The organism is Anaerosacchariphilus polymeriproducens, assembly GCF_003363435.1.
Taxonomy (GTDB): Bacteria; Bacillota; Clostridia; order Lachnospirales; family Lachnospiraceae; genus Anaerosacchariphilus; species Anaerosacchariphilus polymeriproducens.
In genome coordinates this window covers 336,135-362,284 of sequence record NZ_QRCT01000012.1, presented here as the reverse complement: position 1 = coordinate 362,284, position 26,150 = coordinate 336,135, and the positions used below count along the sequence as shown (strand labels likewise).

At 31.9% G+C, this 26,150-nt stretch carries 25 protein-coding genes; 5 read left to right on the top strand and 20 right to left on the bottom strand.

What is annotated here, in order from left to right; all coding sequences use genetic code 11:
* Positions 1-45 precede the first annotated feature (45 nt).
* The gene (locus DWV06_RS04540) at positions 46-1,167 is read right to left on the bottom strand and encodes an RtcB family protein (protein ID WP_115480974.1); all 1,122 of its coding nucleotides are present in this window, start codon (positions 1,165-1,167) and stop codon (positions 46-48) included.
* A 460-nt stretch (positions 1,168-1,627) separates the two neighbouring features.
* On the opposite strand from DWV06_RS04540, the gene gdhA reads away from it, so the two are divergent.
* Both gdhA and DWV06_RS04530 read left to right on the top strand, forming a co-directional pair.
* Positions 1,628-2,962, top strand: a complete 1,335-nt coding sequence (gene gdhA / locus DWV06_RS04535) for an NADP-specific glutamate dehydrogenase (RefSeq protein WP_115480973.1) — start codon at positions 1,628-1,630, stop codon at positions 2,960-2,962.
* Between the two features lie 89 nt (positions 2,963-3,051).
* Entirely contained in the window at positions 3,052-5,616 is a 2,565-nt protein-coding gene (locus tag DWV06_RS04530) for a PEP/pyruvate-binding domain-containing protein (RefSeq protein ID WP_115480972.1), read from the top strand.
* Here the strand turns inward: DWV06_RS04530 and DWV06_RS04525 are convergent, their stop codons facing one another.
* From DWV06_RS04525 to DWV06_RS04430, 19 genes are all read right to left on the bottom strand, one after another.
* Complete coding sequence (locus tag DWV06_RS04525) at positions 5,617-6,060, bottom strand: YaiI/YqxD family protein (protein WP_115480971.1); 444 nt, start codon at positions 6,058-6,060, stop codon at positions 5,617-5,619.
* Entirely contained in the window at positions 6,044-7,408 is a 1,365-nt protein-coding gene (locus DWV06_RS04520) for a glutathionylspermidine synthase family protein (RefSeq protein WP_115480970.1), read from the bottom strand. Before DWV06_RS04520 ends, DWV06_RS04525 begins: the two co-directional genes overlap by 17 nt.
* Before the next feature lie 20 nt (positions 7,409-7,428).
* Complete coding sequence (locus tag DWV06_RS04515) at positions 7,429-8,682, bottom strand: glutamate-cysteine ligase family protein (RefSeq protein ID WP_115480969.1); 1,254 nt, start codon at positions 8,680-8,682, stop codon at positions 7,429-7,431.
* An 886-nt stretch (positions 8,683-9,568) separates the two neighbouring features.
* Positions 9,569-10,558 (bottom strand): NYN domain-containing protein, encoded by a 990-nt coding sequence (locus DWV06_RS04505; protein ID WP_115480967.1) that lies wholly within the window; start codon positions 10,556-10,558, stop codon positions 9,569-9,571.
* A gap of 110 nt (positions 10,559-10,668) precedes the next feature.
* Positions 10,669-11,175: a DNA-binding protein gene (locus tag DWV06_RS04500; RefSeq protein ID WP_115480966.1), complete on the bottom strand. Its 507-nt coding sequence runs from the start codon at positions 11,173-11,175 to the stop codon at positions 10,669-10,671.
* A complete protein-coding gene (locus tag DWV06_RS04495) occupies positions 11,159-12,691 on the bottom strand; it encodes a TrkH family potassium uptake protein (RefSeq protein ID WP_115480965.1) in 1,533 nt (510 codons plus the stop codon). Before DWV06_RS04495 ends, DWV06_RS04500 begins: the two co-directional genes overlap by 17 nt.
* A 74-nt stretch (positions 12,692-12,765) precedes the next feature.
* Positions 12,766-13,467 carry a potassium channel family protein gene (locus tag DWV06_RS04490; RefSeq protein WP_115480964.1) on the bottom strand — a complete coding sequence of 234 codons (702 nt, stop codon included), beginning with the start codon at positions 13,465-13,467 and terminating at the stop codon, positions 12,766-12,768.
* On the bottom strand, positions 13,464-14,117 hold the full coding sequence (locus tag DWV06_RS04485) for a potassium channel family protein (RefSeq protein ID WP_115480963.1): 654 nt from the start codon (positions 14,115-14,117) through the stop codon (positions 13,464-13,466). Before DWV06_RS04485 ends, DWV06_RS04490 begins: the two co-directional genes overlap by 4 nt.
* 26 nt (positions 14,118-14,143) lie before the next feature.
* Entirely contained in the window at positions 14,144-14,500 is a 357-nt protein-coding gene (locus DWV06_RS04480; protein WP_115480962.1) for a tetratricopeptide repeat protein, read from the bottom strand.
* A gap of 162 nt (positions 14,501-14,662) precedes the next feature.
* Positions 14,663-15,361, bottom strand: coding sequence for a response regulator transcription factor (locus DWV06_RS04475; protein ID WP_334293999.1), 699 nt, complete (start codon positions 15,359-15,361; stop codon positions 14,663-14,665).
* On the bottom strand, positions 15,346-16,863 hold the full coding sequence (locus tag DWV06_RS04470) for a DUF4118 domain-containing protein (protein ID WP_115480960.1): 1,518 nt from the start codon (positions 16,861-16,863) through the stop codon (positions 15,346-15,348). The genes DWV06_RS04475 and DWV06_RS04470 overlap by 16 nt, the downstream gene beginning before the upstream one ends.
* A 5-nt stretch (positions 16,864-16,868) precedes the next feature.
* A complete protein-coding gene (ybaK, locus tag DWV06_RS04465; protein ID WP_115480959.1) occupies positions 16,869-17,342 on the bottom strand; it encodes a Cys-tRNA(Pro) deacylase in 474 nt (157 codons plus the stop codon).
* Between the two features lie 22 nt (positions 17,343-17,364).
* Positions 17,365-17,586 carry a hypothetical protein gene (locus DWV06_RS04460; protein WP_115480958.1) on the bottom strand — a complete coding sequence of 74 codons (222 nt, stop codon included), beginning with the start codon at positions 17,584-17,586 and terminating at the stop codon, positions 17,365-17,367.
* Between the two features lie 17 nt (positions 17,587-17,603).
* Positions 17,604-18,584 (bottom strand): TolB family protein, encoded by a 981-nt coding sequence (locus tag DWV06_RS04455; protein WP_162300575.1) that lies wholly within the window; start codon positions 18,582-18,584, stop codon positions 17,604-17,606.
* Positions 18,581-19,798, bottom strand: a complete 1,218-nt coding sequence (locus DWV06_RS04450; protein WP_115480956.1) for a DUF6179 domain-containing protein — start codon at positions 19,796-19,798, stop codon at positions 18,581-18,583. The genes DWV06_RS04455 and DWV06_RS04450 overlap by 4 nt, the downstream gene beginning before the upstream one ends.
* Positions 19,788-20,255 (bottom strand): DUF6323 family protein, encoded by a 468-nt coding sequence (locus DWV06_RS04445; RefSeq protein ID WP_115480955.1) that lies wholly within the window; start codon positions 20,253-20,255, stop codon positions 19,788-19,790. The genes DWV06_RS04450 and DWV06_RS04445 overlap by 11 nt, the downstream gene beginning before the upstream one ends.
* Before the next feature lie 141 nt (positions 20,256-20,396).
* A complete protein-coding gene (locus DWV06_RS04440; RefSeq protein ID WP_115480954.1) occupies positions 20,397-21,086 on the bottom strand; it encodes an alpha/beta fold hydrolase in 690 nt (229 codons plus the stop codon).
* A gap of 248 nt (positions 21,087-21,334) precedes the next feature.
* Positions 21,335-21,802 carry a GyrI-like domain-containing protein gene (locus DWV06_RS04435; protein ID WP_115480953.1) on the bottom strand — a complete coding sequence of 156 codons (468 nt, stop codon included), beginning with the start codon at positions 21,800-21,802 and terminating at the stop codon, positions 21,335-21,337.
* A 23-nt stretch (positions 21,803-21,825) separates the two neighbouring features.
* Positions 21,826-22,650 carry an endonuclease VIII gene (locus tag DWV06_RS04430; protein WP_115480952.1) on the bottom strand — a complete coding sequence of 275 codons (825 nt, stop codon included), beginning with the start codon at positions 22,648-22,650 and terminating at the stop codon, positions 21,826-21,828.
* A 155-nt stretch (positions 22,651-22,805) separates the two neighbouring features.
* Between DWV06_RS04430 and DWV06_RS04425 the strand changes: the two genes are divergently transcribed.
* The 3 genes from DWV06_RS04425 (at position 22,806) to DWV06_RS04415 (ending at position 26,146) form a co-directional block, all read left to right on the top strand.
* A complete protein-coding gene (locus tag DWV06_RS04425; protein WP_115480951.1) occupies positions 22,806-23,345 on the top strand; it encodes a rubrerythrin family protein in 540 nt (179 codons plus the stop codon).
* A 77-nt stretch (positions 23,346-23,422) separates the two neighbouring features.
* The gene (locus DWV06_RS04420) at positions 23,423-24,724 is read left to right on the top strand and encodes a LysM peptidoglycan-binding domain-containing protein (RefSeq protein ID WP_115480950.1); all 1,302 of its coding nucleotides are present in this window, start codon (positions 23,423-23,425) and stop codon (positions 24,722-24,724) included.
* Positions 24,725-24,838: 114 nt separating this feature from the next.
* Positions 24,839-26,146 carry a LysM peptidoglycan-binding domain-containing protein gene (locus DWV06_RS04415; RefSeq protein WP_115480949.1) on the top strand — a complete coding sequence of 436 codons (1,308 nt, stop codon included), beginning with the start codon at positions 24,839-24,841 and terminating at the stop codon, positions 26,144-26,146.
* The last annotated feature ends 4 nt before the right edge of the window (positions 26,147-26,150 follow it).

Here is a 26,150-nt window from a genome sequence, read left to right as displayed (position 1 = left end):
GTCAAAAATGCTTGACAGAAAAAAATTGGTTCCTTATTTTTATATTTATTCTTCACCTGCTTTAAAATTATAAACAGGCTTGATTCTGTTTTTTATGATAACAGTTTCACTTATATTGTTGATAATATCATCCATATTTTTATACGCCATAGGACACTCATCCAGTGTTTCTGCTTTTATAGACGTTGAGTAAATCCCTTTCATCTGCTTCTTGAACTCCGAGACCGTATACGAATTTTTTGCTGTTGACCTTGACATTAACCTGCCTGCTCCATGTGGGGCTGAACAATTCCATTCTTCATTTCCTTTACCAATACAAATCAAGGAACCGTCTCTCATATTAATAGGAATAATCAGTTTTTCCCCTTCCTTTGCTGAGACTGCACCTTTTCTCAAAATCATATCATCGATATCAATATAATTATGAATGGTCGTAAACTCTTCCACTACTTTCAACTTCATTCCACGAATCAATTCATCCATAATTGCTTTTCTATTTAGCAAAGCAAATCTTTGTACAATCTTCATATCATGAATATAGTCTTCAAATAATTGACCTTCTACGTAAGCTAGTGGTTTGGGTATCTCCATCTTTACTTGAGATTGCTCTAATTCATTGTAAGCCTTATTTTGATAATAATTTGCAACTTCCAGACCTAAATGTCTGCTTCCGGAATGTACAACAAAATAAAGCTTGCCTTCTTCATCCTTATCCACTTCGATAAAATGATTTCCTCCGCCTAGTGTTCCAAGGCTTTTTTCCGCTCTCATAATATTTATTTTTCCAGTCCCTAAACACTTAAGTTGATTTAAATCAATATCCTCATTATACCTATGGGCATTCTCTCTAACCTTAAAACCGGAAGGTATTTTTTCATATATTAATTTATCTAACTTCTCTAATTCGATATGCTTATTCTTAATCTGAATCGTTTCTACCCCGCACCCAATATCTACGCCTACCAAATTAGGAACTGCTTTATCCTTAATTGACATAGTCGTACCTATTGTACATCCGGCTCCTGCATGTACATCAGGCATAATTCTTATTCTGGAACCGTTAGTAAACTCTTGATTACACAAAGTCTGAATTTGGTTATACGCTGTATCTTCTAATGTATCTGTATATATAATTGCTTCGTTGTATTTTCCCTTAATTATTATCATATCGTCTTCCTCGTACATTCAAAAAATAAAATTTTGGTTCATATCCGTTTTTTAATATAACATAAGGGTTCTAACCACACAAGTTTTATAGTTGCGGGTATTGTCTTTTAATTTTATTTCTTCTTCTTTATTTTCTGACTATTGATTTTTTTATCATTATTCCGCGTCATTTCCAATTGTTATTCTAACACTTTAATACTCACATTGCAATTTTTCATTTATTGACTTGCAATAAACTTCCTTATTTTTCAATTTTTCCTTGCTTTAGACTACTATTTATGATACAATCTCATCAGACAAAGGCGTCGTGACGAATAAGAATACATAGGTGTTCTTATCTTTTTTGGTGCCTAAGTGCACCTTTTTTTAATGTGAAAAAAGATTTATATACTTCTGTTATGCATGACAGAATGTTTATATACAAAAACTATTATATAATATATTTAAGGAGGATTTATTAATGTCATACGTAGACGAGATCATTGAAGCAGTTGTTGCAAAAAACCCAAGCGAACCTGAGTTCCACCAAGCGGTCAAAGAAGTTATGGAATCTTTGAGGGTTGTTGTGGATGCAAATGAAGAAAAATTCAGAAAAGATGCTTTACTTGAAAGATTAGTGGAACCAGAACGTCAAATAAAATTCCGTGTGCCATGGGTAGATGACAAAGGACAAGTTCATGTAAACACAGGTTATCGTGTACAATTCAATAGTGCAATCGGACCATACAAAGGCGGTTTACGTTTACATCCATCCGTAAATTTAGGAATTATTAAATTTTTGGGGTTTGAACAGATATTCAAGAATTCCCTTACAGGTCTGCCAATTGGTGGTGGTAAAGGTGGTTCTGACTTTGATCCTAAAGGCAGATCAGATAGAGAAGTTATGGCTTTCTGCCAAAGCTTCATGACAGAATTATGCAAACACATTGGCGCTGACACAGACGTTCCTGCTGGTGATATCGGAACCGGAGGTAGAGAAATTGGTTATATGTTCGGTCAATATAAGAGAATCCGTGGAGTATACGAAGGCGTTCTTACAGGCAAAGGATTATCTTATGGTGGATCTTTGGCTAGAACAGAAGCTACCGGATATGGCTTATTATATCTTACAGAAGAATTATTAAAAATAAACGGAATGGACATTGCAGGAAAAACTGTTGCTGTTTCCGGTTCAGGAAATGTTGCCATCTATGCGATTCAAAAAGCACATCAATTAGGTGCTAAATGTGTGACAGCATCTGACTCTACAGGATGGGTCTACGATCCGGAAGGCATTGATGTAGAAGCATTAAAAGAAATCAAAGAAGTGAAACGTGCAAGATTAACAGAATACAAAAATTACCGTCCAAATTCAGAGTATCATGAAGGAAAAGGTGTTTGGAACATTAAAGTTGATATCGCCCTTCCTTGTGCAACTCAAAACGAGTTAGATATTGAAGATGCAAAAACTTTAGTGGCTAATGGATGCATTGCAGTGGGTGAAGGAGCAAACATGCCTACTACATTAGAAGCTACAGAATATTTCTTAGCAAATAAAGTATTATTTGCGCCGGGTAAAGCTGCAAATGCCGGTGGTGTTGCTACTTCTGCTCTTGAAATGTCACAAAACAGTGAACGATTAAGCTGGACATTTGAAGAAGTAGATGCTAAACTGAAACAAATCATGGTTAATATAACGCACAACATGGCTGACGCTGCAAAACGTTATAATGCTGAAGGCAATTATGTAATTGGGGCTAATATTGCCGGTTTTGAAAAAGTTGTTGAAGCTATGACAGCTCAAGGAATCTGCTAAATTTATATTTACTATAAAAATCTTACAGGAATAAGCATGACAAAGGCGTCTTATATTTGTCATGCTTATTTTTTTAAGAGGAGGTCATTATGATAAAAATAAGTACAGGTCTAACAGGTTTTGACAAAACCATTGATATGTTGAGATTAGGAGATAATGTGGTCTGGCAAGTGGATTCCATTAAAGACTATAAAAAAATTGTAGCTCCATATATTACGCAGGCAAAAAATGAGGGACGACATTTAATTTATATTCGGTTCGGTAATCATGAGCCTGTAATAGATGAACTAGAGCAAGTTTCTCTTTATCATATTGATGCCTTTTTGGGGTTTGAAAGTTTTGCCACAGAAATTCATAATATCATTACGGCAGAAGGTCTGGAAGCCTTTTATGTCTTCGACTGTCTAACTGATTTATTGCGCTTTTGGTATTCCGATTTAATGATTGGAAACTTTTTTAAAGTCACCTGTCCTTACTTATATACTCTTGATACAATTGCTTACTTTGCAGTAATACGGAACACTCATACCTTTGAAACCATTGCAAGAATCCGGGAAACCACTCAATTATTGTTAGATTTATATAATATAGAAGGAGATCTTTATATACACCCTCTAAAAGTATGGCAACGCTACTCTCCTACGATGTTTTTTCCCCATCTTATTCAAGATAATGGAACCGTTTGTATCACTGCCAGCGCTAAAGCAGCTGAATTATTTTCAAGTTTTGATTGGAACAATGAACGTTTAGATTATTGGGATGTTACCATCAACAAAGCGAAAGAAGCTTTAAATCTTGATGAAGAAACACAGCAGAAAATGAAAGAACTATTGATTTCTATTTTAATCGGTAAAGACTCCCGAATGTTTGAACTTTGCAATCAATATTTTAAACTAAAAGATATTCTAAAAATAGCATCCCGGGAAATCGGTACCGGTTATATAGGCGGTAAAAGTGTAGGTATGCTTTTATCCCGTAGAATCATAACTTCTGAAGAAGAATATAAGGCGTACTTTAAACCCTATATGGAATCCCATGATTCCTTCTATATTGGTTCCGATGTTTTCTATACTTATATTGTACAAAATGATTGGTGGGAACTACGGACCAGACAGAAAACAGAAGAAGGCTATTTTTCATTAGCTCAAGAATTACATGATAAATTATTAGAAGGTACTTTTTCTGAGTCTATTGAAGATGAATTTATTCATATGTTGGAATATTTTGGGCAATCCCCAATTATTGTAAGATCTAGTTCTTTATTAGAGGATAATTTCGGAAATGCCTTTGCTGGGAAATACGAAAGTGTTTTTTGTGTAAATCAAGGCACTCCATCAAAACGTCTCCAAGAATTTGAACAAGCCATACGCCATGTCTACGCTAGTACGATGAATGTCGATGCCTTAAACTATCGTATCAATCGGGGACTCGCAGAAAAAGATGAACAAATGGCAATATTAGTGCAGCGTGTATCAGGAGATTATTATGGAAAATACTTTTTCCCTCATATTGCAGGAGTTGGAAATTCTTCTAATCTATACGTCTGGGACAAGAATATGGATATGGATGCCGGAATGCTGCGTCTCGTATTTGGGCTTGGTACCAGAGCTGTTGACCGCGTGATAGGTGATTATGTTCGAATTGTAGCTCTAGATGAACCAACTCGTCTTCCTTTAATGGCTTCTGAAGATGAAAAAAAATTTTCCCAACACAAAGCAGACGTTTTGAATTTGGAAACCAATACCTTGACAACAATCGATCTGGATGACATTCTAACAAACGATATCGCAGTTCCTAAAACTCTATTTGCAAGTCAGGATTTTGAAGAAGCCTCTCGTCTTAGGGCTTTAGGATATTATGACAGACCGGTACCTTATACACTAAATTTCAAAAAACTTTTATCCCAAACTCAATTTCCTGTTATCATGAAAAAACTACTCCAATTGTTATCAGAAAAATACGATTATCCTGTAGACATAGAATTTACAGGAAACTTTACATCAGAAAACAATTTTAAATTTAATCTGATACAATGCCGTCCTCTCCAGACAAAAGGTCTTGGAAAAACTGTTGAAATACCAAAACTACACAATCCAAATGATTGCTTTTTTTATTCAAAAGGAAATTTTATGGGAGGAAACGTACGTCTTTCTATTGATTATGTAGTATTTATTGATGTAAAAGAATATCTTTCATGTACAGAAAAAGAAAAATATTCTATTGCAAGACAAATCGGTATTATTAATCAAGCCTTGAAAAATACTTCCTCCTTGCTCATAGGACCGGGACGCTGGGGCACGACAACACCATCTCTTGGAGTTCCTGTACATTTTACTGAACTTAGTAATATGTCTGTAATCTGTGAAGTTGCCTATGGGTCCGAAGGATTCATGCCCGAATTATCATATGGTTCTCATTTCTTCCAAGACTTGGTAGAAACAGGGATATTTTATATTGCATTATTCAAAGACCAGGAAACCGTTAATTTCAATCCCGAATATATTTTAAACCGTGAAAATTTATATCCTTCCTTATGCCCTGAAGCTAACTTTGAAAACGTGATCAAAGTAATTCAAACAGAGTCTTTGCAGGTATATTCAGATATTATTAAACAAGAGGTCCTATGTTGTTTTAATAAATCAAAAAATAAATAATTACTTAAATTTTTCTATTAAATTTTTGAATGATTCTTCAAATTTCAAGTCATCTTCCAGGGTTCTTTTCTTAATACCTTTTCCATGGATCTTGGAAGATTTTCTTCTCTCTTTTTTCAGAACATGTCTCTCAAACAGCATTTGATCAATATTTTCGTTGGTATACCACCTGCCGTTTTGATGAATTGGATGTGCTTCTTTCCCCAGTACCATAGCTGCTACTCCATAATCTTGTGTAACTACAATATCATTTTTCTCTGTTTGATTCAACAAAGCAAAATCAACAGCATCTGCCCCCTGACTTACCACAAATACTTCTGCATAATCTGAGTTGATAATATGACTGGTATCACAGAAAATCCTGACTTCAATTTCTTTTTCTTTTGCTATTTGTATCGTAATATCCGTTACCGGACAAGCATCTGCATCAATTAAAATCTTCACTTTTGACCTCTTTCTTCGATACCTTAACTGAAGCAACATCATTTTCATCATATTGACTAGATATGATCTCATGCTCTGACTGCCTGGAATAAATACCGGCAAATTTTCCATTATAAACATACATTCCTGTTAAATTACTATACTTTCGAAATTTAGGCTCTTTTTTCTTAAAGTCTATATTAAATGATTGATATGGCAATACAAATTCCTGCAAAATATAACAAGTATCCATATTTTCTTCTACAATCTTTTTCCATTGTTCTAATGAAAAGTGAAGTCCAGCAAAAATCCCTCTAGCCCCATAAGAATCCTCTGGTTTAATAATCCACTTATCCTTATTATCTAACACTGCATTCTTAAAAACTTCCTGCTCTGTAAGACTTACCGTATAAGGTATATGCCTGTTAATAAATTGAATCTCCTCTTTATCAAGAAAATCTTGAGTCCTTTGACAGTGTAAGAGATAAAATAAAATTTTATTATGAATGATCTGGGTACAGAAACTTCCAATTAAACACACCTTATGATTTTTAACTGCATTCATGAAATCTTCAACTTCTTCAAAATGTTCCATAATATCTGATGTAACAGCTCTTCTATATATTGCATGAATCACAGTTCCATCCGGCGCATATAAATGTTCCCCATCAAACTTCATATCACGTATCTCACAAATTTGTGCATGATGACCGGCTCTTTGAAAACTTTTTTTAAATTCTTCGAATTCTTCCATTGAGCAGCCTTTTTCTAAAAAATCCACAATTCCTATATTAGGTTGCTCAACTTTATCAGGATATGTTTTATAAATATCCATAAACTCCTTGACCCAGGTTTCAAATAGTTCGAAAGACTCTATTTCATAATCTCTGGATAATTCTTTATACGCTGCTGTCTTTTGTAATGCTATATTCAATTCTCTGTCTTCATTCATAGAACTGCAACCATCCGCATTAAATTCGCAAAATTTAAAAGAGAGGTCTTTTTCATTTAAAAAGATATCAAGTCGTGCAATTGGCAATATATTTTGATATGGTGGTACATCTAAAATTAATTCTTCTAATTCCTGTTGAAAACCAAATAACTTTCTGTAATCTTCTTTTTCTATATATTCATTCATTACTTTCTTAAGTAATCCATACATAATCTCAGATGCTTCTTTTAAATAATCTACTACATCATCCGGAAATGCTTTTGCCATATATAAAGAATAGATTGTCTCACCTTTATATTTGGCTGTAGATTTATCTAAATAGTATAATGACTCTTTCGCTGTTTTCAAGTTCTCTTCAAAGTCTTTTTCAATAACTTCTTTATACAACAAATTAAATGTTTCCATATTAGTGTTCATTCTTTTGCTCCTTTAACTCTTTATAGTAACTTATCTAATTCCTTATTCTTAAATAAAATTTTATCATTGATTAATTGTCTTTCTAATCTTTCAAGGTGATTTTTTTCATCTCCTATTAAGTTGCTTTTTGCCAATGAAAATAGCTCGTTTAGTAATTCTTTTACCGGTCTGTTATAAATGATACCTTCTAATCCATTTTCCATAATGTTATATTTCCCAATTGTCTGTTGCTCAAAATCTTTTATCTCTAAAGATTCAATCCACTGATTTAAACTGTTCATCTCTACAAAAAGACCTTTCACGAATGCCAGATAGGAAAGTACTCCCTCAATTGGAAGACTGTCAGCGTATCTGATTTCTACATATTTTTTTAATCGAACATCCGGAAACACCATGGATAAAACATGTTCCATTTCTTTCAAATCCATTTCTTTATTTTTATATATCTCTTTGGCCGACTGATTTGTTTTGATTAACTTTTGTTCATCTTCATAAAAAATAAGCGGCACTTGATAAACAAATCTTGCATATGCTTCAAATGTCAATTCTCTTTCATCTAGATATTTAAATATATTAACACGTTCTTCATCTACTTCTTCCCATATTTTGGCTCGCAAAAGATTGTTTTTGTATAATTCTCCTTCAAAAATTGGTGAATTGTCTGTAACCAGACTTAAAAGTGGAAGAAGCAGATAAGCCGCTTTATATTTTTCTACAAAATCTTTCTCACTAAAATAGTCAATAGATACCTGGGTAGAAGCAGTCCCTTTCATCATATATTTCCCATTGGTGTTCTTCATTTCAAAATACTGTTGCATATATTGATAACGTTTTTTAGGTATCAATGGAATCTCGTCCACTTTCGTTCTTGGTTGATACCCTGATTCAATAAGACAATAACCCCATTCCTCTAAAACCGGAGTGATTTCAATAAGAAATTTTTGATATATTTTCTCTATTTCCAGAATATTACTGCTAGGTGTTATACTCACTTCTATTTGAGCCGCAGGTTCTATGGAAATGGCAATTGTATCTTTTCCCAGACCAACAATATAATCCTCGAATCTTTCCACTTGATCATAGTAAATACTTATTCTTTCCAATATCTGAGCAATACCCTTTTCTCCATAAAAATGAACCGTTTCTTTTGTCTTTTTGTCTACCACAAAATGCTCTAATTCTAAACCTAATGTTAAATCATATGAATTTTCTTTACGACCACTGACGAAGTAATCTACTATCTTTTTTATATTTCTTTCTCGATAATCTATCATAATTATAATTTTAGTATCTCTACCTTTCTAAGATTTTTTCTTCTGCCACTCTCTTATTAGTATTTTAATAGTAATTATATGCAAAAATGAAAATTATCGCAATGCCGGCTTCCTATATTTTCTTCTATCTACAGTATTTTCATACTTTTACTCAAACGAATTAATTGTCACTATATGTCGTTTTTAGTAAATTGTCGTTTTATATTTGATTTTCATCTCTATTTCTAAAATATAATACTGATTTCCACAAAATGTATTGACATTTTCAGTTCCCTCTGTTATTATAATATTAACAAAAAACAAATATACTTTAAAGATAGGAGGTAGATTCCAATGGGATAGCTTTTTAATATCATCAATATAAGAGTGGTATTGCATAGCAGTTCCTTGCAAGAAAGACCTTTCTAAAAATTATGATTCCAAATATGTTATAAAACATAAAGGAAATTGGGAAAGGTAATATATCGCTGGCAGCTTATATTGAATATTACCACAAAAAATAGTTCAAAGATTCTGGATTCTATGTAAAGAAATAGATACTGGAAAGATAGCTTCCTATATAATCTGAAAGTATAACCCCATACATAAATTATATTATCCGGAAAGCTAATATATGGTTAAGAAAGGGTTTATATTCAAGTGACATATATTGACAGCATCTTAATAATTTATATTTCGATTGGTATAAATTATAACTTTGGATTATCATAATTAATATAGATTGATATATATAACATTTCTAAGTAAATTTTATTTACGAGCAGGGAATTAAAATAATCTTACAAATAGAAAAGAGGATAAAAGTGAATAAAGATGAAAGTTAAACGACCGTTGTATTAGTATTCATAATACAGCGGTCGTTTACTTTATAATGCAAATCCCAGGTCTATATAGGATAAGCACGTTTACTTCTATTTATGTCTTCTCTTATCTCAATCCCATCAATGCTCTGTAGAAATTTAGAAAATTGAGAATAACCATAATCTTTTAAGTTGAAATTCTTATATTTAATATGAACAGAATTACTTAATTGTCCTATATCCGTACCTTTTTTTGTATTCTTTTGTACTTCTTCAATTATAAACTGAATAATCTCTTTCTTAGATTCACCATTTTCTTTTAAACTTACCGTAATTGTACTATTTTTCTTGCTAAGTTCAAAAGCATCAATTTCTTCTAAAAATTTTGATAACAAACTAAAACCATATTTCCTGACATCAAAATCCGGATATGTTTTTACAAGACGGCTTCCAATTTCTCCAAGACCTGTTACTTTACCTTTGTTTTCATTCTCTGTTATGATATTTACTATCGTATTTTCAATCATTTTCTTTTCATTTAAATGATTCATCTTCTTCTGCGGATTCTCTTTCTCATCTGAAATATGATCCGTCTTTATTACAGCTATATTGTTACTTACTTCTTCTTTCTCTTCTTCATCCTGATCCAACAATATTTCTAAATTAGTGAATATTGTACAGGCAGACCGAAATGAAGCCGGTGTTTTTTCTTCTCCCATTCCAATTACTTCCATGCCCGACTCACGCAGTCTGCTGGCCAAACGGGTAAAATCACTGTCACTGGATACGATACAGAAGCCATCCACATTTTTCGTATATAAAATATCCATTGCATCTATGATTAATGTCGAATCAGTAGCATTCTTCCCTGATGTATTACTAAACTGCTGTATAGGAGTAATCGAATACTCTAATAATTTCTCCTTCCATTTGGTTGCCTGTGTACTGGTCCAATCTCCATAAATCCTTTTATATGTCACAACACCATATTTTGTTAACTCTTCTAATATTTCTGCAATATATTTTGCAGATATATTATCTGCATCTATCAGTAAAGCAAATTTTTTGTCTTCCATAAAATCTCCCTTTCTTTTAATAAATCTGCCATTTCACAATCGCCTAACTAAATTATAAAATAATCAGCAAATAAAAGCAAACAAAGGTTTTTCTATTTTACAGAAAACTATTATTTTATACCTTTCTCCACCCGGAAAACCTTATAATAAAATAAAAACATTAATAAGGCTGAAATAACAAATACAATAGACACAAATATTTTAGCAGCCGATACATTTTCTTGTATATAAAAGCCACTCTTTATTTTTTCGAATGAAATATTATGTATATCAGGTTCCCCTCCGTGCTCTTTACAGGCACGATTGAATATACCTTTAATTTTTATAATATCACCTCTGTATTTATAATTTCCATAATATTTAATACTTTTTGTATCACTGTTTTTTAACCATATGCCAATTGCATTTGTTCCATCGTTAATATTAATCCAAGAATACTCTCCTCTTTCTAAACATTCCCCAATCACTTCCCCTTGAATTGTAACATGTTTTCCATCATACTCTTTTGCATTTTCAATCATGTCATTGATACTGATTAAATCTTGTGCACTTGTATTTAATGGAAAGACAAAAATAAAAATCATAACTAAAAAAATTGCCTTAACGATTCTTAACATATTTTTTGATACCTCCAATTATATAGCCAATTAATGCAAACACTGTAAGAAATTCGAGTCTTCCCAAATACATTGCAATAATATAATATACTTTTAATAAAACCGGCATAGAAGGCGTTGTAACCCCACCGGATAATCCTACGTTTCCTGTTACTGAAGCTGCTTCAAAAGCAGAATCAGATAAGGAATAACCATAATATGTTCCAAGTAATGTTCCGATACTAAATATCACTATATAACAGATAATTATAATTGCCGAAGATTTTATTAAGACATCATCTAATACCCGCTCTTTTATATAATGAAATTTATATACCTTCATGTTTCTTTCTGAAGTAAGAAGTTTTTTAACATCCATAATCAAACCTTTAAAAACAATTCCTACACGCAATCCTTTAAATCCACCTGCTGTTGAACATGCAGAACCACCTATAAGCATTGCTATTACCATTATTAAGACTCCGAAATCTCCCCATTCGTTTATAAACTGTCTTGCATAAACTGCACCAAATCCAGTTGTTGTATGAGCAGACAATACATTAAATATAATTCTTCTAAAACCTGCAACTGCATCCGGATATATATGTAATCTTGATAAACCTGCAAGCGCCAGAATACAAACAGTAAACGATGTTATAAAAAAACTTTGAGTTTCAATATTTTTGACTACTTCTTTTCTTTTTCCCTGCCATATTGCATAATGTAAACCAAAGTTTAATGACCCCAAAATAAATAAAATCATAGAAACTGTTTCGTACATTATGCTATGATAATACATAATGTTCTGTGAATTTGGAGCAAATCCCCCAGTACTCCAAGCTGACTGAAATATGTAAAAGCCATGAAATAAAGCTGATATTGGATTTAATCCTATTATCATTCCAATTATCCATAATACAACAGTTCCAATAACCAGATAAACTATACTAATCTTCCAAATCTGTCTGGCAGTCCCTTTTACATTAGGAAGTAACTCAATATCTTTTCCTTCTGCCACATACATCTTATAAGCTCCGCCAGTCTCCTTTACTAAGAATGTAAGTCCCAAAACTATCATTCCCTGTCCCCCAATAAACGTCAACATATGTCTCCACATATTCAACCCGTTCGATATATGATCTAAATCTTGTAAGAGTACAAGACCTGTCGTAGTAAATCCGCTCATCACATCAAAGCATGCATCTAAAAACGACTGCGTATGCCCGCTTAAAGAATAAGGAATGGCACATAGCACTGTTAAAACAAGCCAAGAAAATGCTGCCACTGCAAATCCATGTTTCCAATGAACATTAGATTTACTCTCTCTCGTTCTCAAACCAAACATAGTCAAAGCCAGACCAAATATAAACGAAATTGAACTACTGATTACAAAATCAAGCATAGCGCTCCATTCTCTAAAGAATAATGAAACAACTGCCGGTATAATCATTAATGAAGATATAATAAATATAATATAACCCGTATAGTAACTAATGATTTCTATACTATAGGCTTTCTTCTTTTTTTCTCTTTTCATCTTTCACCTCATAATTACCAATACCGCAATAAAAGTAATAAATAGATATAGTATAACTGTGAATAATTCTAAAATTATACCTCTGATTTCATTTTTCTTGTCTTCCATTTTCTATTTCCTTTACTGAATATCGCATTAACCAGAAAAGTTAATGCATTTTTATTTGTTATAATTAAAACCTTATCATTATGTAAAATTTTTGTGGCCCCCCTAGGATAAATAATCTGTTCCCCACGTAAAACTGATACAAAAACACATTCCTGTGGTAAAACAAGATCTCTTAAATATTGATCGCACCAGCAACAATACTCCTTCATGCTTAATTCTACTAAGAGCATAGCACCTTTCTCTAAAGTATTAATAATTCTATAATCATCTGTATCTAAAGAATATTCTATTAAATTTGCAATTACTTCGGTACTGCAGACAGTATTATCTATTCCAAGTTTTTTAAACATCTTCGTATTCTTCGGATTGTTAACTCGTGCAATCGTTCTTTTCGTTTCAAAACTTAACTTTGCGATTTTACAGATAACTAAATTTTCTTCATCACTTCCTGTAACTGCTGCTACAATCTCTGCCTCTTCAATTCCGGCATCTCTTAACACCTCTAACTCTGTTCCATCTCCCCAGATCACATCTGTATTAATATCTTCAGCAATATTTAAACAAGTCTCCTTATCCCGCTCTATTAAAGTAACTTGATGGTCTCTCTCCTTTAATATCTTAAATAGGTTATAACCAATTTTTCCTCCACCAACTATTATAGATTTCATAATAATATCTCCTTGTTAAACAGATTTATTAATGCTTGTTTATTCTTCTTTTGAACCGTACAGATTATCCTGTCTCCACTTTTTATCCGATCCGTTTTATTGGGTAATCTTACTTCACTATTCTTGACCAATCCTGAAATCAAACAAGAATATCTGTTTTCAATATCCCCAACTAATACTTCTTTTTGCTTATTTACGAAGACTTCAATAATCTCGTATTCATTATCAAGAAAAGAAATAACTTCTACGTTCTTCATAACTAATTTACTTTGCAGCACCTCAATCTCATATTGGACCGGATCAATAACCTCAATTTCTAATGTATTATAAATATACTTCTTACCCGGATCATTTACTCTCGCAATAATCTTTTTAACATTATAAATTTTCTCTGCAATAAGGGAAACCGTTATATTAATATTATCATCAGGTGTTACTGCCAAAAGAACATCTGCACTTTCAATTCCAGCTTCTTTAAGTTTATCACTATCAAATTCAATTCCTGTTATCCGTTGACCGTTAAATCCACTTCCCAATCCGTTCAATTTATTACTATCCCGGTCAACAATGCAGATATCATTTCCCTCGTCAGCTAATTCTCTGGCCAGTTTTCCCCCTAATTTCCCACAGCCAACAATTATGATATACATATTTACCTCCTAAAACTATGTAAATTTTATTTTCTGTAACCAGTTTTTATTTCTTTCAGTTCTTTTAGTATTTCATCTTCCAAATCTATCACTTTACTATCGGAAGTAAAAATTGTGCATACTCGTTCTAGGTTTCTGCTGGCTGATTTGTATGTCGGATCCAAAGCATATGCTGCTCTGTAATGTTTTCTGGCCATATCATTATCCCCTTGCAGTTCATACCAAAGACCAAGAAGATTCTGTGGTTCTGGAGCATTTGGATTTTGCTCTAGTGCTTTAATAATCATTTCATAAGATTCTTGAAGTTTATTACCATTCAATAAATCTATAGCCTCATTAATCCATTCTAAGATATCCTTCGAATATAATTCTTTTTTACTCATAACAATTCCTCCATTTCATAATTCTTTTATAAGATAAACCTTTTTACCTAAGTTTTGTATAAAGTTTTAGTATGAACTTATAAGTTTTGTATAAAGTTCAATAAAAAAAATCTACTTAAATGATTGAATTATCATTTAAGTAGACTGATTTAAGATTTATAATTATTCATCAACGAGACGATATCCTACTCCAATCTCTGTTATTATATATTTCGGCTGTGATGGATCTTCTCCTAATTTTCGTCTCAAATTCCCCATACATACACGCAGTGACTGAATATCTTCTGCCAAAATCCCTCCCCAGATATCTTTTGTAATAAACTTATGTGTAAGGACTTTACCTCGATTTTTGGCTAGTAACATTAAAACTTTATATTCATTGGGGGTTAGTCTCACCTCTTCGTTATCCAGCCAAATTCTTCGTTTATCAGTATCAATAACCAGATTCTTTATCTTATATATTAAATCTTCTGCTTCAGCAGGAGCTTCATTCAAAGAATTATGGCGCAGAATAACACGTATTCTTGCAAGTAATTCCAAAACACTAAACGGTTTCGTCAAATAATCATCTGCTCCCGCATCAAGTGCCTCTACTTTCTCGCGATCATGCCCTCTGGCAGAAATGACAATAATAGGAACCTGGGAAAATGCTCTTAACTTCTTAATCACTTCCAACCCATCTATATCTGGTAACCCAAGATCTAAGATGATGATATCCGGGCACCGAGAAACCGCTAACATAAGTGCGCTTGAACCATTATCTGTATCAACACATTTATATCCTTGAGTTTCAATCGACACTTGAAGAAAATTGCGTATAGATTTTTCATCGTCAACTACCAAAATTAGTGGTTCCATGATTCATTCACCTTCTTTGTCAAAATATAAAAACTTACATTCGTACCATGTGGTTCATTCTTTCTGATGGATATCTTTCCATTATGAGCTTCTACAATTGATTTACAAAGAGATAACCCTAGACCTACACCTCTTCGTTTTGAGATTTTATTGATATTTTTCTGCTCATACTGATTAAATATAATTGACATATCTTCTTGAGAGATACCTGGGCCATTATCTGCTACCTCAAATATAACTTTACCATCTTTATGATATAACGAAACTATTATTTCACTTTTCTCAGGAGTATAATTGATTGCATTATTCAAAAGATTAACTAACACTTGCCTTATTAATACTCCGTCAACATTGATTAATACAATTTCATGAGGAATCTTTACTGAAATTTTATGATTTAACGCACGCTTTTTAACATGAGTAACTGCTTCCGTAATAATTTCCTCTGCTGCTTCCTGTTCCAATCTTAGTTTTACTCTTCCTTCATCAAAACGTGTCTTCTGTAATATATTTTCTACTAACTCATTTAACCAATCTGCATCTTCATATATGCTCTGTAAAAAATTCTTCTTAATCAAATCATTTAACTGCTCATAATTTTCTAAAAATGTACTAGATAGACCCATAATCCCTGTAAGTGGAGTTCTAAAATCATGGGAAACTGCTTTAAGCATATCCGCTCTCAACCGTTCTCCCTGTATTTCCATTTGCGTCTGCTTTTGCTTTTCATAAATCCTTTCACGCTCTAACACTACAGCTATCTGAGGTAAAATAACATCTAAAAATCCAAGTTGTGTATTACTCAAGTTACCGCCTTCTATTAATGAAATACCAATAACACCCAGGACACCATTATGGCTTATAATTGGAATATAAAACGCTTTAGCATCAGAAAATAAATTGCTGCCTTTTCCACATGGACTTCCCGATTGAAAAGTTTCTAAACATGCCGAAATATCTATAGTACCACTAAATATTTCCTCCCCTCTAACCTTACAACATGTGATTTTTCCAGAAGAATCAAAAAACTTTATCATTATATTCGCATTCAGTTGTTTATAAAGCTCTTCTGCAGATACTTCTGCAAGTTCTACACCACTTTTGACATTCAACAATCGCTTTTCAATAAAATATAAAGAATAGATATATGCCTCTCTATCTTCCAGCAACTGTCTTCCTAGCTTTACCCTGATAGTAAGCATACTTGTAATAAATCCCACAATAAACAAAACAAAAAAAGTAATTATATAATCCGGATTTTTTACCTTAAAAGTATAGAATGGTTCTGTAAAAAAAAAGTTATATAAAAGCACAGCAAAAACTGAGGCAAAAAAACTATAAACATATCCTTCCGCAATAAATGAAAACAATAATATTCCAAGCAAATATATCATAACTATATTGGATTCTGACATTTTAATATGTTCAAAAAAAACGGATATCATGGTACATATAAGAGTTATTAATATCATAAAAAATATATTTCTAAATAGTTTTTCAAACATTTCTTTTATACCTTCACTAAATCCTCAAACTGCCCTTCCAAAAATTCACATAATACTTCAGGATTGATAATTATTTGAGCCCCTCTGACACCTGCACTTACTGCAATCTTGTCAAATAAAATCCCTGTCTCATCTAAAAAAGTAGGAAACTTTTTCTTCATCCCTATTGGTGAACAACCGCCTCTGATATATCCGGTTACTTTCTGCAAATCCTTCCTATGTAGCATTTCTACTTTTTTATTATTGGTAATATTTGCAACCTTTTTTAGATTTAACTCATCTGCAACCGGGATGCAACAAACAATATATTCAATTTTGTCTCCTTTTAAAACCAATGTCTTAAATACTTGTTCTACCGACTGCCCTAATACAGCTGCCACATGAACTCCCGATAAATCATTTTCGTCTACCGGATACTCCTTAACTTCGTAATAGATACCTGCCTTATCCAAAAGACGCATTACATTTGTTTTAATCATCTGCATTTCACCTTACTTTAAATTACTTCGTTCTCTTCTGCGTATCGAGTATTTCCTGAAGTGCTTCCTCACTTTCACTGATCCAGATATCTTCTTCCTTTTCATTTAGACCCAGATATTCTCTTAAGGTCCTAATATCATCACTTTTTCCCCATCGTTGACTATAAGTATCGATTTCTTCAAATTCAATTTCCCCTGCCAAGTATTGTTCTTTAAAAGTCTTTTCTTTTCGTTCTTCACTCATATTGAATTAATCTCCTTCTATTTTTCCAAGAAACTTGCGCCCAGCTGATGATTGGCATCATTGATTGTCTGATTATAATTATTTAACGACCACATGGCTCCACTATTTTTATTTACTATATATAAATCATAGTTTCCCTGTCCACCTGCTTTCGTACTGCTTATAATCATATATTCTCCAAATACCGGACAAGCATCTGAACAATTATAATCTTTGCTATTAAAAGCTAAAGATTTTATGCTTTTTGTATCTGTCTTCATTTCCATTATTTGATCTGTTTCATTTTGAGCTGAATACCATTTAGAAAAATATAATGATCCATTCCCATCTGTAATTGGATAATAACTACATATATTATTCGCACCATATACTTTAGATATTCTGTGTGGTTCACTTGTTGTGACGGAATAGATTGCCGAATTTTTTCTGACTCCTCTTGCATAATATACTTTTTTTCCGTCCATAGAATAGTATGGCATGGAATCCTCGTAAACATCATTTGTAAGCTTTATTTGAGATAAATCAGATAAATTCTTCTCTACTATATCATAGACCATCGTATTTCTTTTATTATCCCATTTTCCTCTTTTATACACTATTTTTTTACCGTCCGGTGAATACTTCGGATCCTGATAACTATATTCATTTCCAGGTGTCAAATCCGTCAGTTTCCTTGACTTTAGATTATATCTGTAAATATGCCACTCATTATATTGAACAGATATCCCCATAAAAATAATTTCATCGGATTCACTCCCAAAATCTCCATTCATAGCATCTGTAACTCCTGTCAGCTCCTCACTAATACAACGATTTTCTTTGCTGCTAAAATCATATACATATAATTTACTATCTTGCGCTTCATAACTTGAATAAGTATGATAGACCATTTTTCCTTTAATTTCCGGTTCCGGATTCTCTTGTGCTGCCTGTGCATCATTAAAAATAGATAAACCTAATGTCAAACATAATAAGAATAATGTAACTGCTTTTTTCATGTTATACTCCTTTTTTCCTCTTTGTTTTTCGATTCCCTTGTAATCATTTCTTTTTTGAATGCTATTTCCCATTCTTCTAACTCTTCATTATACTCTATTTTTTGTATAATTTCTTCTTTCAGAACCTCAATTTCATTTGTACTCAGCAATGCAAAGACATTTAGGAACTCCTCATCAAAAAAACATTCTTTTAAAACTTCCTTCAAATCTTCTAAGCTTTTAACCTGCGTTTTTATCATATCTAACTTTTCTGTTAAAAAACGTATCTGACTCAAACCATCGATAAGTTCCCTCAATTTTTCATCTTCCATAGGACTGCCATCTTTATAGATAACTTGATTTTGCGGTTCAACTGTAGTTGAGCCTAAAAATATTTTATCTAAATGATTATTTTCCGCATTACTTTTAATTTCAAATGCAAAATCTTTTATTTCATTCAAAAAATATACGAAATACTCTTGATTATTATTAAAATGTAAATTGAGCATTCTCTCAAATGCTTCTATAAGAATAGCCTCAAGCTCTGCAACGTTCTTAGAATCACCTAATCTCTTAAGCAATTCTCTCTCATCACATTGAATCATTAATTCATAAATAGACTTATCAAGTAAAACGCATCCAATCGCATTTCTAAAAACAACTCTACAAATATTAAATATAAGCTCCTCATGTTTCTTATGATAATTTTTTAAAATATCTAAAATGTTATCATATGAAAATGAACTTAAAAAACATTGCTCTATCCAAGTTCTCTTTAAGTACTCATAAATCAAATCAATACCTTTAAGATTTAAGCTCGGAGCTGTGATCAGCGGATAATCTAACGTTAAAATATGATTTTGGGCATTATACTCAACATCATAAGTTTTGAAAAAACCTGGCATCCCTTTTATTATTGTATCATAGTAACATTGATTCTGATAGGTACAAAAAGTTTTCATAATTGTTTCAAATAGTTTTTGAGTTTCTTTTATTTTTACTTTTTTCTTGTTTAACCCCACCTCAAATGCTTCTTTTGCGTTCATCTTCTTATGAAACAACGTTAACTTCTTCTCATTGTTCTGACTGCAAGACTGCGCATCCTCCATGCAAAAAAGTATGGAACCCATAAGCTGTCTTGCTTTTTCATAACTGACCGAAGAGCTTTCATTACTGGTGTATTTCCTGACTCTATCAGATAGCAGTTGCAAGATTTCTTCTTCACTAAAATTCATCTGTGTCCCCCCCTGTAAAACCTTGTCTTCCTGCTCGAATTTCTCTTGAAATATGTTCCAGACAAGTCTCTTCCAGATAGTCTAATGAGCCTTCACATTTCCCATCAAACAATTCTTTCATATAATCTAACAATTCGTCATCACTTAACTCATCCATAGATTCATTTTTGTAATAATAGAATATATCTTGGAGCCTTCCAATAACATCAACATAATTCTCTTGATAAATATAAGGTGAATCACAAAATGCAAATATTAATTTAGGCAGAATTCCTTCTCCAAATTCGATTCTCTCTTGTTCTTTCAAACTGCTTTTCCGATCATTCATAAGTACCAAAACATCTTGTTCCGTTAAACTCAGTCCAAATTTTTTTGTATACTGATTACAAGCAATTATTGTTTGAAGCTGCGTTTTTTCATTCTGACCAATTAGACGTAAAAACATTTTATCATTCATGGAATCCCTCTCTTTCTTGATAAATACTGATTTTACCTCTAATTGAACCAGGTTACAAGACTTGAAAATTTCTCCATTTTGTGGTATTATATATACAGATTTTAAGAAAAATTTACCTCGCACAATCCATGCGAGGTCCGATTAATATCTATTCTCTTTTATAAATTCTTCTACTTCTTTATTAAATCTCTTACTTTCTTTTTTTGCAATAAAGTGATCTCCTGGTATTACACAAAGTTTACTATTGTTTATATAACGATGGATTTTTAAAGTATGATTTAGTTTAATCATATCATTAGTTCCTGCAATTACAAGAGATTTTATATTCAGCTTTTTCAACTCTTCTTTTTGAATATTAGGCTGGTTTACCATCAAAGCAAACATTTCCTTTTTGGCAACCCATTTCTTATGAAAAAATGATAGAATACAAAACATTCCATATGTAATAATAATAGGTATCTGCACTCTTCTTTTCACACCAGACGGATGAAGATCAGCACCATTTAGAATCAGTTTACTTAAATAATGAGGATATTTTAACGCAAACAAGAGCGCAATATTAGCTCCATCGCTAAAACCCAGCAGAATTATTTCTTCCAATTTCTTTTCTTCCACAAAATCTTTTAAGTCTTCTGCAAACTGTTTTAAAGTAAAAGGTCTATTTCCTCTTGGAGATTTCCCATGACCTCTCGTATCTATTGCGATCACTCGATAACTTTTTGAAAAATATTCAATCTGGTGTACAAAATATTTAAGATTTTCCCCATTTCCATGTAATAAGATAAGAGGCTTGCCTTTCCCTTTTTCTACATAATTTAATTTTATATCCATCCTGTTATCACCTGCTATTTTTTATTTGTTTTCCTTTTACAATAGGGTTCTTTATATTTTTTATGAATTTTGTGATGTTCTATGCATTCTTTGCATTTTCCCCAACGCTCACATTTCTTCCACCTGCATGAACATATAGCCTTACCATTCTCTAACATATTTTCACCTCGAAAGGAAATTCTTATAATTAAATAAAACGACAATGCATATTTATCATATGCAATTGCCGTTTTATCATAACATATCTATTAAGCTTTTTCCACAGGCATCAGTATTTTTGTTAATAATTCACTTTCAGGAACTTCAGGACTATTATAATAATACTCATATACCGGCATTTTAGGACGATACCCATTATCTTCAATCCATTTTGTCATTTCTTCATAAACGGGACCCATTTCTGCATATGGACCTCTGTACATACAGAAAATAGCATAATCTTCAGGTATTATAACAGATTTCATATCTTCTTTATCCGCCAGTTTTTTTGATACGGGAAATCCCATTTCTACATCAAGATTCTCCATATCCATGTTATAGTATGCAACATATGGTACATCCGTAAGATATTCTCCCATCTCTTCCACGTATTTACACATTTTATCGTACGTCTGTCCAATTAACATTGGTAAATTTTCAACCTTCGTTGTTGTTCTTACTGTTAATGCATGCTGCTCTCTTGGTTTTAGAATTTCAATTTTTGATACTTTTGGCATAAACTTGTTCCTCCTTAAAAACATTAGTTTGGTTGACAATTTGGGCAATAATATATACTTCCGCCCAAATAATTCTGTTTTACAATTTTTCCTTTACAGATTGGACATGGTGATTTTAATGTATTTTTTGATAATATCGAACGATATCCTCCAAGTTTCCCAAACAGATCTTTCTCAGTATCACGACCGCCATTTTGTGTCATTTCTAATAATGTAGTCTTAACACTTTTGTACAGCCTGCTCTTTTCTTCTTCAGCTAAAGACTCCAACTTGCGTTTTGGATGCATTCCTGCACGAAATAAAATATCTTGCAAAACACCATTTCCAAGTCCTGGTACCCTTTGTTCTGTAGCAAGAAATGCTTTTAAACTAAGTTTTTGTTTGGTATTCTCAAGTAGATTCAAGAAATACAATTCATTAAATTCACTCGATAATGGAGAGGTTCTTTCTTTTGCAGCTATATAATAAGGATTATCATTTTCCCCTTCCTTATATACCCAAATACCTCCATACATCTGTATCGTACAAATAAGTGAAGATTGATCATGAAATTCAAGATAAAGCTGATGTTTTACCGGAATTGAATTCCCCTTTTCAAAATATCTGATGTTCGCACCATCTCCAAATAATATTATGGCATCCTGAACTACTATTTCTATCAGCCCCCCTACAGCTTTTGATAAATCAACTGTCTTGTCAGTTAATAATGCATGATAGTTTTCAGGATCTTCAAAATAAAATGCAAAACGATGAGGGGATGAATTCGTTATTACTTTTTTTATTTTCTTCCCTTTAATAGTTTGATTCAATTGTTTTGATATAGTATTGCTTTCAGGAATTTCTAACATATCGATCCTCCTTTTCACTATTTGACTCTTTAAGAGTACCATTAATTACATGACAATAGTATGTCATATTTTCCATATTTTTTTACCTTTAGTAAAAAACATGAATTCAAAATAATTCTCATATTATTAAGTAAATTATAAATTAAGGGATTAAAATGGACTTCCAAGAAAGTAAAACTTTTCAAAACCTTAAAACAGCATATGATTTCCAATTAAAGTCCGCTTCTGAATATGCAATATTCAGTGGCAAAGCCAGAAGCGAAATCCTAATAGAAATCTCACATACTTTTCATAACATTGCAGGGAACGAAGTGGTAATTGCACAAAGACTACGGAAAATAATTCTGAGCAAAGATCCCTCTACCTCAGAAAATCTAATGCAAGCCAGAGATGAAGAATTCCTTGCCACAAGTATGTATCGAGATTTTGCTAAAACAGCAAAAGAAGAAGGATTTGATAACATAGCTTCTTTATTTAATGGAATCGGAAACGTTAAATTGAATCACAATCTTATCTTTCAAAATTTAGCTACAGAAATGAGTAATAATGAATTATTCTGTAAATCGAAACAAAATCTATGGATTTGTTTAGCCTGCGGCAATATCATAAGTGGATTATGTGCACCTGATGTTTGCCCTATCTGCTTATATCCTCAAGGATTTTATCAGGCTCTTCCAGAGCAAGGTTTGTTATAAAATTTTAACGCTTTTCTATCGTACATATATGAATCTATTTCATATAATATTTTGATAACTTTAATTTAAGGGGACCTATGGAGATTTATATCGTTCAACTAAATGATACTATACAATCAATCGCAGAAAAATATGGAATAACTGTAGAAAAGTTAATAGAAGATAATGGTTTAGCCCAGCCTAATCACTTAGTGATAGGTCAGGCATTAGTAATAACGTTTCCAAAACAGACATATATCGTTCAGCAAGGGGATACATTAAAAGAAATTGCTGATTCTTTTGATGTAACAATTATGCAGTTAATAAGAAATAATCCTCATCTGTCAGATAATAAAACGATTAATCCCGGTGAAAAATTAGTTATTAGTTATAGTACTAGTAAAAGCATCTCAACAAACGGTTTTTGTTATCCTTTTATTAAACAAGACACACTGATTAAATCTTTGCCTTACTTGACTTATTTATCTATTTTTAATTATACCACTACAAAAGAAGGTAATATTTTTACTTACCAAGATGAAACAAATATTATAAAAACAGCAAAAGAATTTAGTGTAGTGCCCTTATTAATGGCCTCTACATTAACACCTCTTGGAGAACAGAATATCGAATTAGCCTATAATATTCTATTGAACGAAACATATCAGAACAATCTTATTAATCTAATAATTCAAATCATGAAAAACAAAGGATATCAAGGCACTAATATTATTATTTATCATTTAAACGAAAATAACCAGCACCTATTTTTTAACTTTATACTGAAAATATCCCAATGTCTTCATGAGGAAGGTTTTTTACTATTTCTTTCCATTAATTATAATATAACAACTAATAATAAAAATCATTACGCTAACATTGATTTCTCAAAATTCAATGACATTGTTGACAATTTAGTTTTTACCCAATTTGTCTGGACCTCAAATTACATTCCCCCTGCACCTGTCAATAATATCAGTTATCTAAGAGAATTAATCAAAGACGTTTCTTTAAAGACGCCCAGCAATAAAATTATGATTAGTATACCTACAATTGGTTATGATTGGACTCTGCCATATATTCCGAATAGTTCAAATATTTATACCCTTTCACTTGATACTGTATTGGAAATTGCATATCAAACCAACTCTGTAATCTATTTTGATGAAAATTCTCTAACTCCTTATTTATATTATAATCAATTTTATTCAGAAAATATAATACAACATCTTATATGGTTTATCGATGCAAGAAGTTATATGTCTTTGACTCAAATAATAATTGATTATAATTTAAGCGGTAATGCCATCTGGAATGTTATGAGTTTTAACCCCCAATTATACACAGTAATTACATCTCAATTCAGTATCACAAAATTGATAACAAGTACAGATAGTTAAGGATTTCTAAGCTCCTATCAGAAGAGATAAATTATAGAATTTATACACTTGTCTATCGTACACATAGAAATATATTTCATATAATATTTTGATAACTTTAATTTAAGGGTACCTATGGAGATTTATATTGTTCAACCAAATGATACTATACAATCAATCGCAGAAAAATATGGGATAACTGTAGAAAAGTTAGTAGAAGATAATGGATTAGCCCAACCTAATCACTTAGTGATAGGTCAGGCATTAGTAATAACGTTTCCAAAACAGACATATATCGTTCAGCAAGGAGATACATTAAAAGCAATTGCCGATTCTTTTGATATAACAATTATGCAGTTAATAAGAAATAATCCTCATTTATTAGATAATGAAACAATCTATCCCGGAGAAAATTTAGTTATTAGTTATAATACTAGCAAAAGTATTTCTACAAATGGTTTTAGTTATCCTTTCATGAAACAAGAAACATTGATAAAAACTTTGCCTTACTTAACTTATTTAACTATTTTTAATTATGCTGCTACAAAGGAAGGCAATATATTTACATACCAAGATGAATCAAATATAATAAAAACCTCTAAAGAATATGGTGCAGTACCAATAATGCTGGTATCTACATTAACACCTCGTGGTGAACAGAATATCGAATTAGCCTATAACATTCTATTGAACGAGACTTTTCAAGAAAACCATATTAATTTAATAATTCAAATTATGAAAAACAAAGGATATCAGGGCACTAATGTTATTTTTTATTATTTAAATGAAAATAATCAGGGGCTTTATCTTAATTTTTTGCGCAGGATGTCTCAACGATTTCATAATGAAGGCTTTTTACTGGTTGTTTCCATTAATTATATTATAACAACAGATAATGCGGAAAAATATTTCACTAAAATAGATTTCTCAAAATTCAATGAATTAGTTGACAAGTTAATATTTACGAGGTTTGTCTGGACCTCTAACTACATTCCCCCAGCACCGATCAATAATATCAATTTTTTAAGAGAACTGATTAAATACGTTTCTTTAAATACTCCAAGTAATAAAATTATGATCAGTACACCTACAATTGGCTATGATTGGACTCTACCATATATTCCAAATAGTTCAAATATTTATACCCTTTCACTTGATGCTGTTATGGAAATTGCTTATGAAACAAACTCTGTAATCTATTTTGATGAAAATTCTCAGACTCCTTATTTTTATTATAAGCAACAGTACTTTGAAAACACAATACAACATATTGTATGGTTTATTGACGCAAGAAGTTATATGGCTTTGAATCAAATAATAATTGATTTTAATCTAGACGGAAATGCCATATGGAATGTAATGAGTTTTAACTCTCAATTATGGACAGTTCTCAATACTCAATTCAATATTATAAAAACTAATATCAATACAGATGACACTTAACTAT

Bases quoted from the DNA above. Each gene is read 5' to 3' on its own strand.
- DWV06_RS04540 (WP_115480974.1), bottom strand. From the start codon at position 1,167: ATGATAATAATTAAGGGAAAATACAACGAAGCAATTATATATACAGAT.
- gdhA (WP_115480973.1), top strand. From the start codon at position 1,628: ATGTCATACGTAGACGAGATCATTGAAGCAGTTGTTGCAAAAAACCCA.
- DWV06_RS04530 (WP_115480972.1), top strand. From the start codon at position 3,052: ATGATAAAAATAAGTACAGGTCTAACAGGTTTTGACAAAACCATTGAT.
- DWV06_RS04520 (WP_115480970.1), bottom strand. From the start codon at position 7,408: ATGAACACTAATATGGAAACATTTAATTTGTTGTATAAAGAAGTTATT.
- DWV06_RS04515 (WP_115480969.1), bottom strand. From the start codon at position 8,682: ATGATAGATTATCGAGAAAGAAATATAAAAAAGATAGTAGATTACTTC.
- DWV06_RS04505 (WP_115480967.1), bottom strand. From the start codon at position 10,558: ATGGAAGACAAAAAATTTGCTTTACTGATAGATGCAGATAATATATCT.
- DWV06_RS04500 (WP_115480966.1), bottom strand. From the start codon at position 11,175: ATGTTAAGAATCGTTAAGGCAATTTTTTTAGTTATGATTTTTATTTTT.
- DWV06_RS04495 (WP_115480965.1), bottom strand. From the start codon at position 12,691: ATGAAAAGAGAAAAAAAGAAGAAAGCCTATAGTATAGAAATCATTAGT.
- DWV06_RS04490 (WP_115480964.1), bottom strand. From the start codon at position 13,467: ATGAAATCTATAATAGTTGGTGGAGGAAAAATTGGTTATAACCTATTT.
- DWV06_RS04485 (WP_115480963.1), bottom strand. From the start codon at position 14,117: ATGTATATCATAATTGTTGGCTGTGGGAAATTAGGGGGAAAACTGGCC.
- DWV06_RS04480 (WP_115480962.1), bottom strand. From the start codon at position 14,500: ATGAGTAAAAAAGAATTATATTCGAAGGATATCTTAGAATGGATTAAT.
- DWV06_RS04470 (WP_115480960.1), bottom strand. From the start codon at position 16,863: ATGTTTGAAAAACTATTTAGAAATATATTTTTTATGATATTAATAACT.
- ybaK (WP_115480959.1), bottom strand. From the start codon at position 17,342: ATGATTAAAACAAATGTAATGCGTCTTTTGGATAAGGCAGGTATCTAT.
- DWV06_RS04460 (WP_115480958.1), bottom strand. From the start codon at position 17,586: ATGAGTGAAGAACGAAAAGAAAAGACTTTTAAAGAACAATACTTGGCA.
- DWV06_RS04455 (WP_162300575.1), bottom strand. From the start codon at position 18,584: ATGAAAAAAGCAGTTACATTATTCTTATTATGTTTGACATTAGGTTTA.
- DWV06_RS04450 (WP_115480956.1), bottom strand. From the start codon at position 19,798: ATGAATTTTAGTGAAGAAGAAATCTTGCAACTGCTATCTGATAGAGTC.
- DWV06_RS04445 (WP_115480955.1), bottom strand. From the start codon at position 20,255: ATGAATGATAAAATGTTTTTACGTCTAATTGGTCAGAATGAAAAAACG.
- DWV06_RS04440 (WP_115480954.1), bottom strand. From the start codon at position 21,086: ATGGATATAAAATTAAATTATGTAGAAAAAGGGAAAGGCAAGCCTCTT.
- DWV06_RS04435 (WP_115480953.1), bottom strand. From the start codon at position 21,802: ATGCCAAAAGTATCAAAAATTGAAATTCTAAAACCAAGAGAGCAGCAT.
- DWV06_RS04430 (WP_115480952.1), bottom strand. From the start codon at position 22,650: ATGTTAGAAATTCCTGAAAGCAATACTATATCAAAACAATTGAATCAA.
- DWV06_RS04425 (WP_115480951.1), top strand. From the start codon at position 22,806: ATGGACTTCCAAGAAAGTAAAACTTTTCAAAACCTTAAAACAGCATAT.
- DWV06_RS04420 (WP_115480950.1), top strand. From the start codon at position 23,423: ATGGAGATTTATATCGTTCAACTAAATGATACTATACAATCAATCGCA.
- DWV06_RS04415 (WP_115480949.1), top strand. From the start codon at position 24,839: ATGGAGATTTATATTGTTCAACCAAATGATACTATACAATCAATCGCA.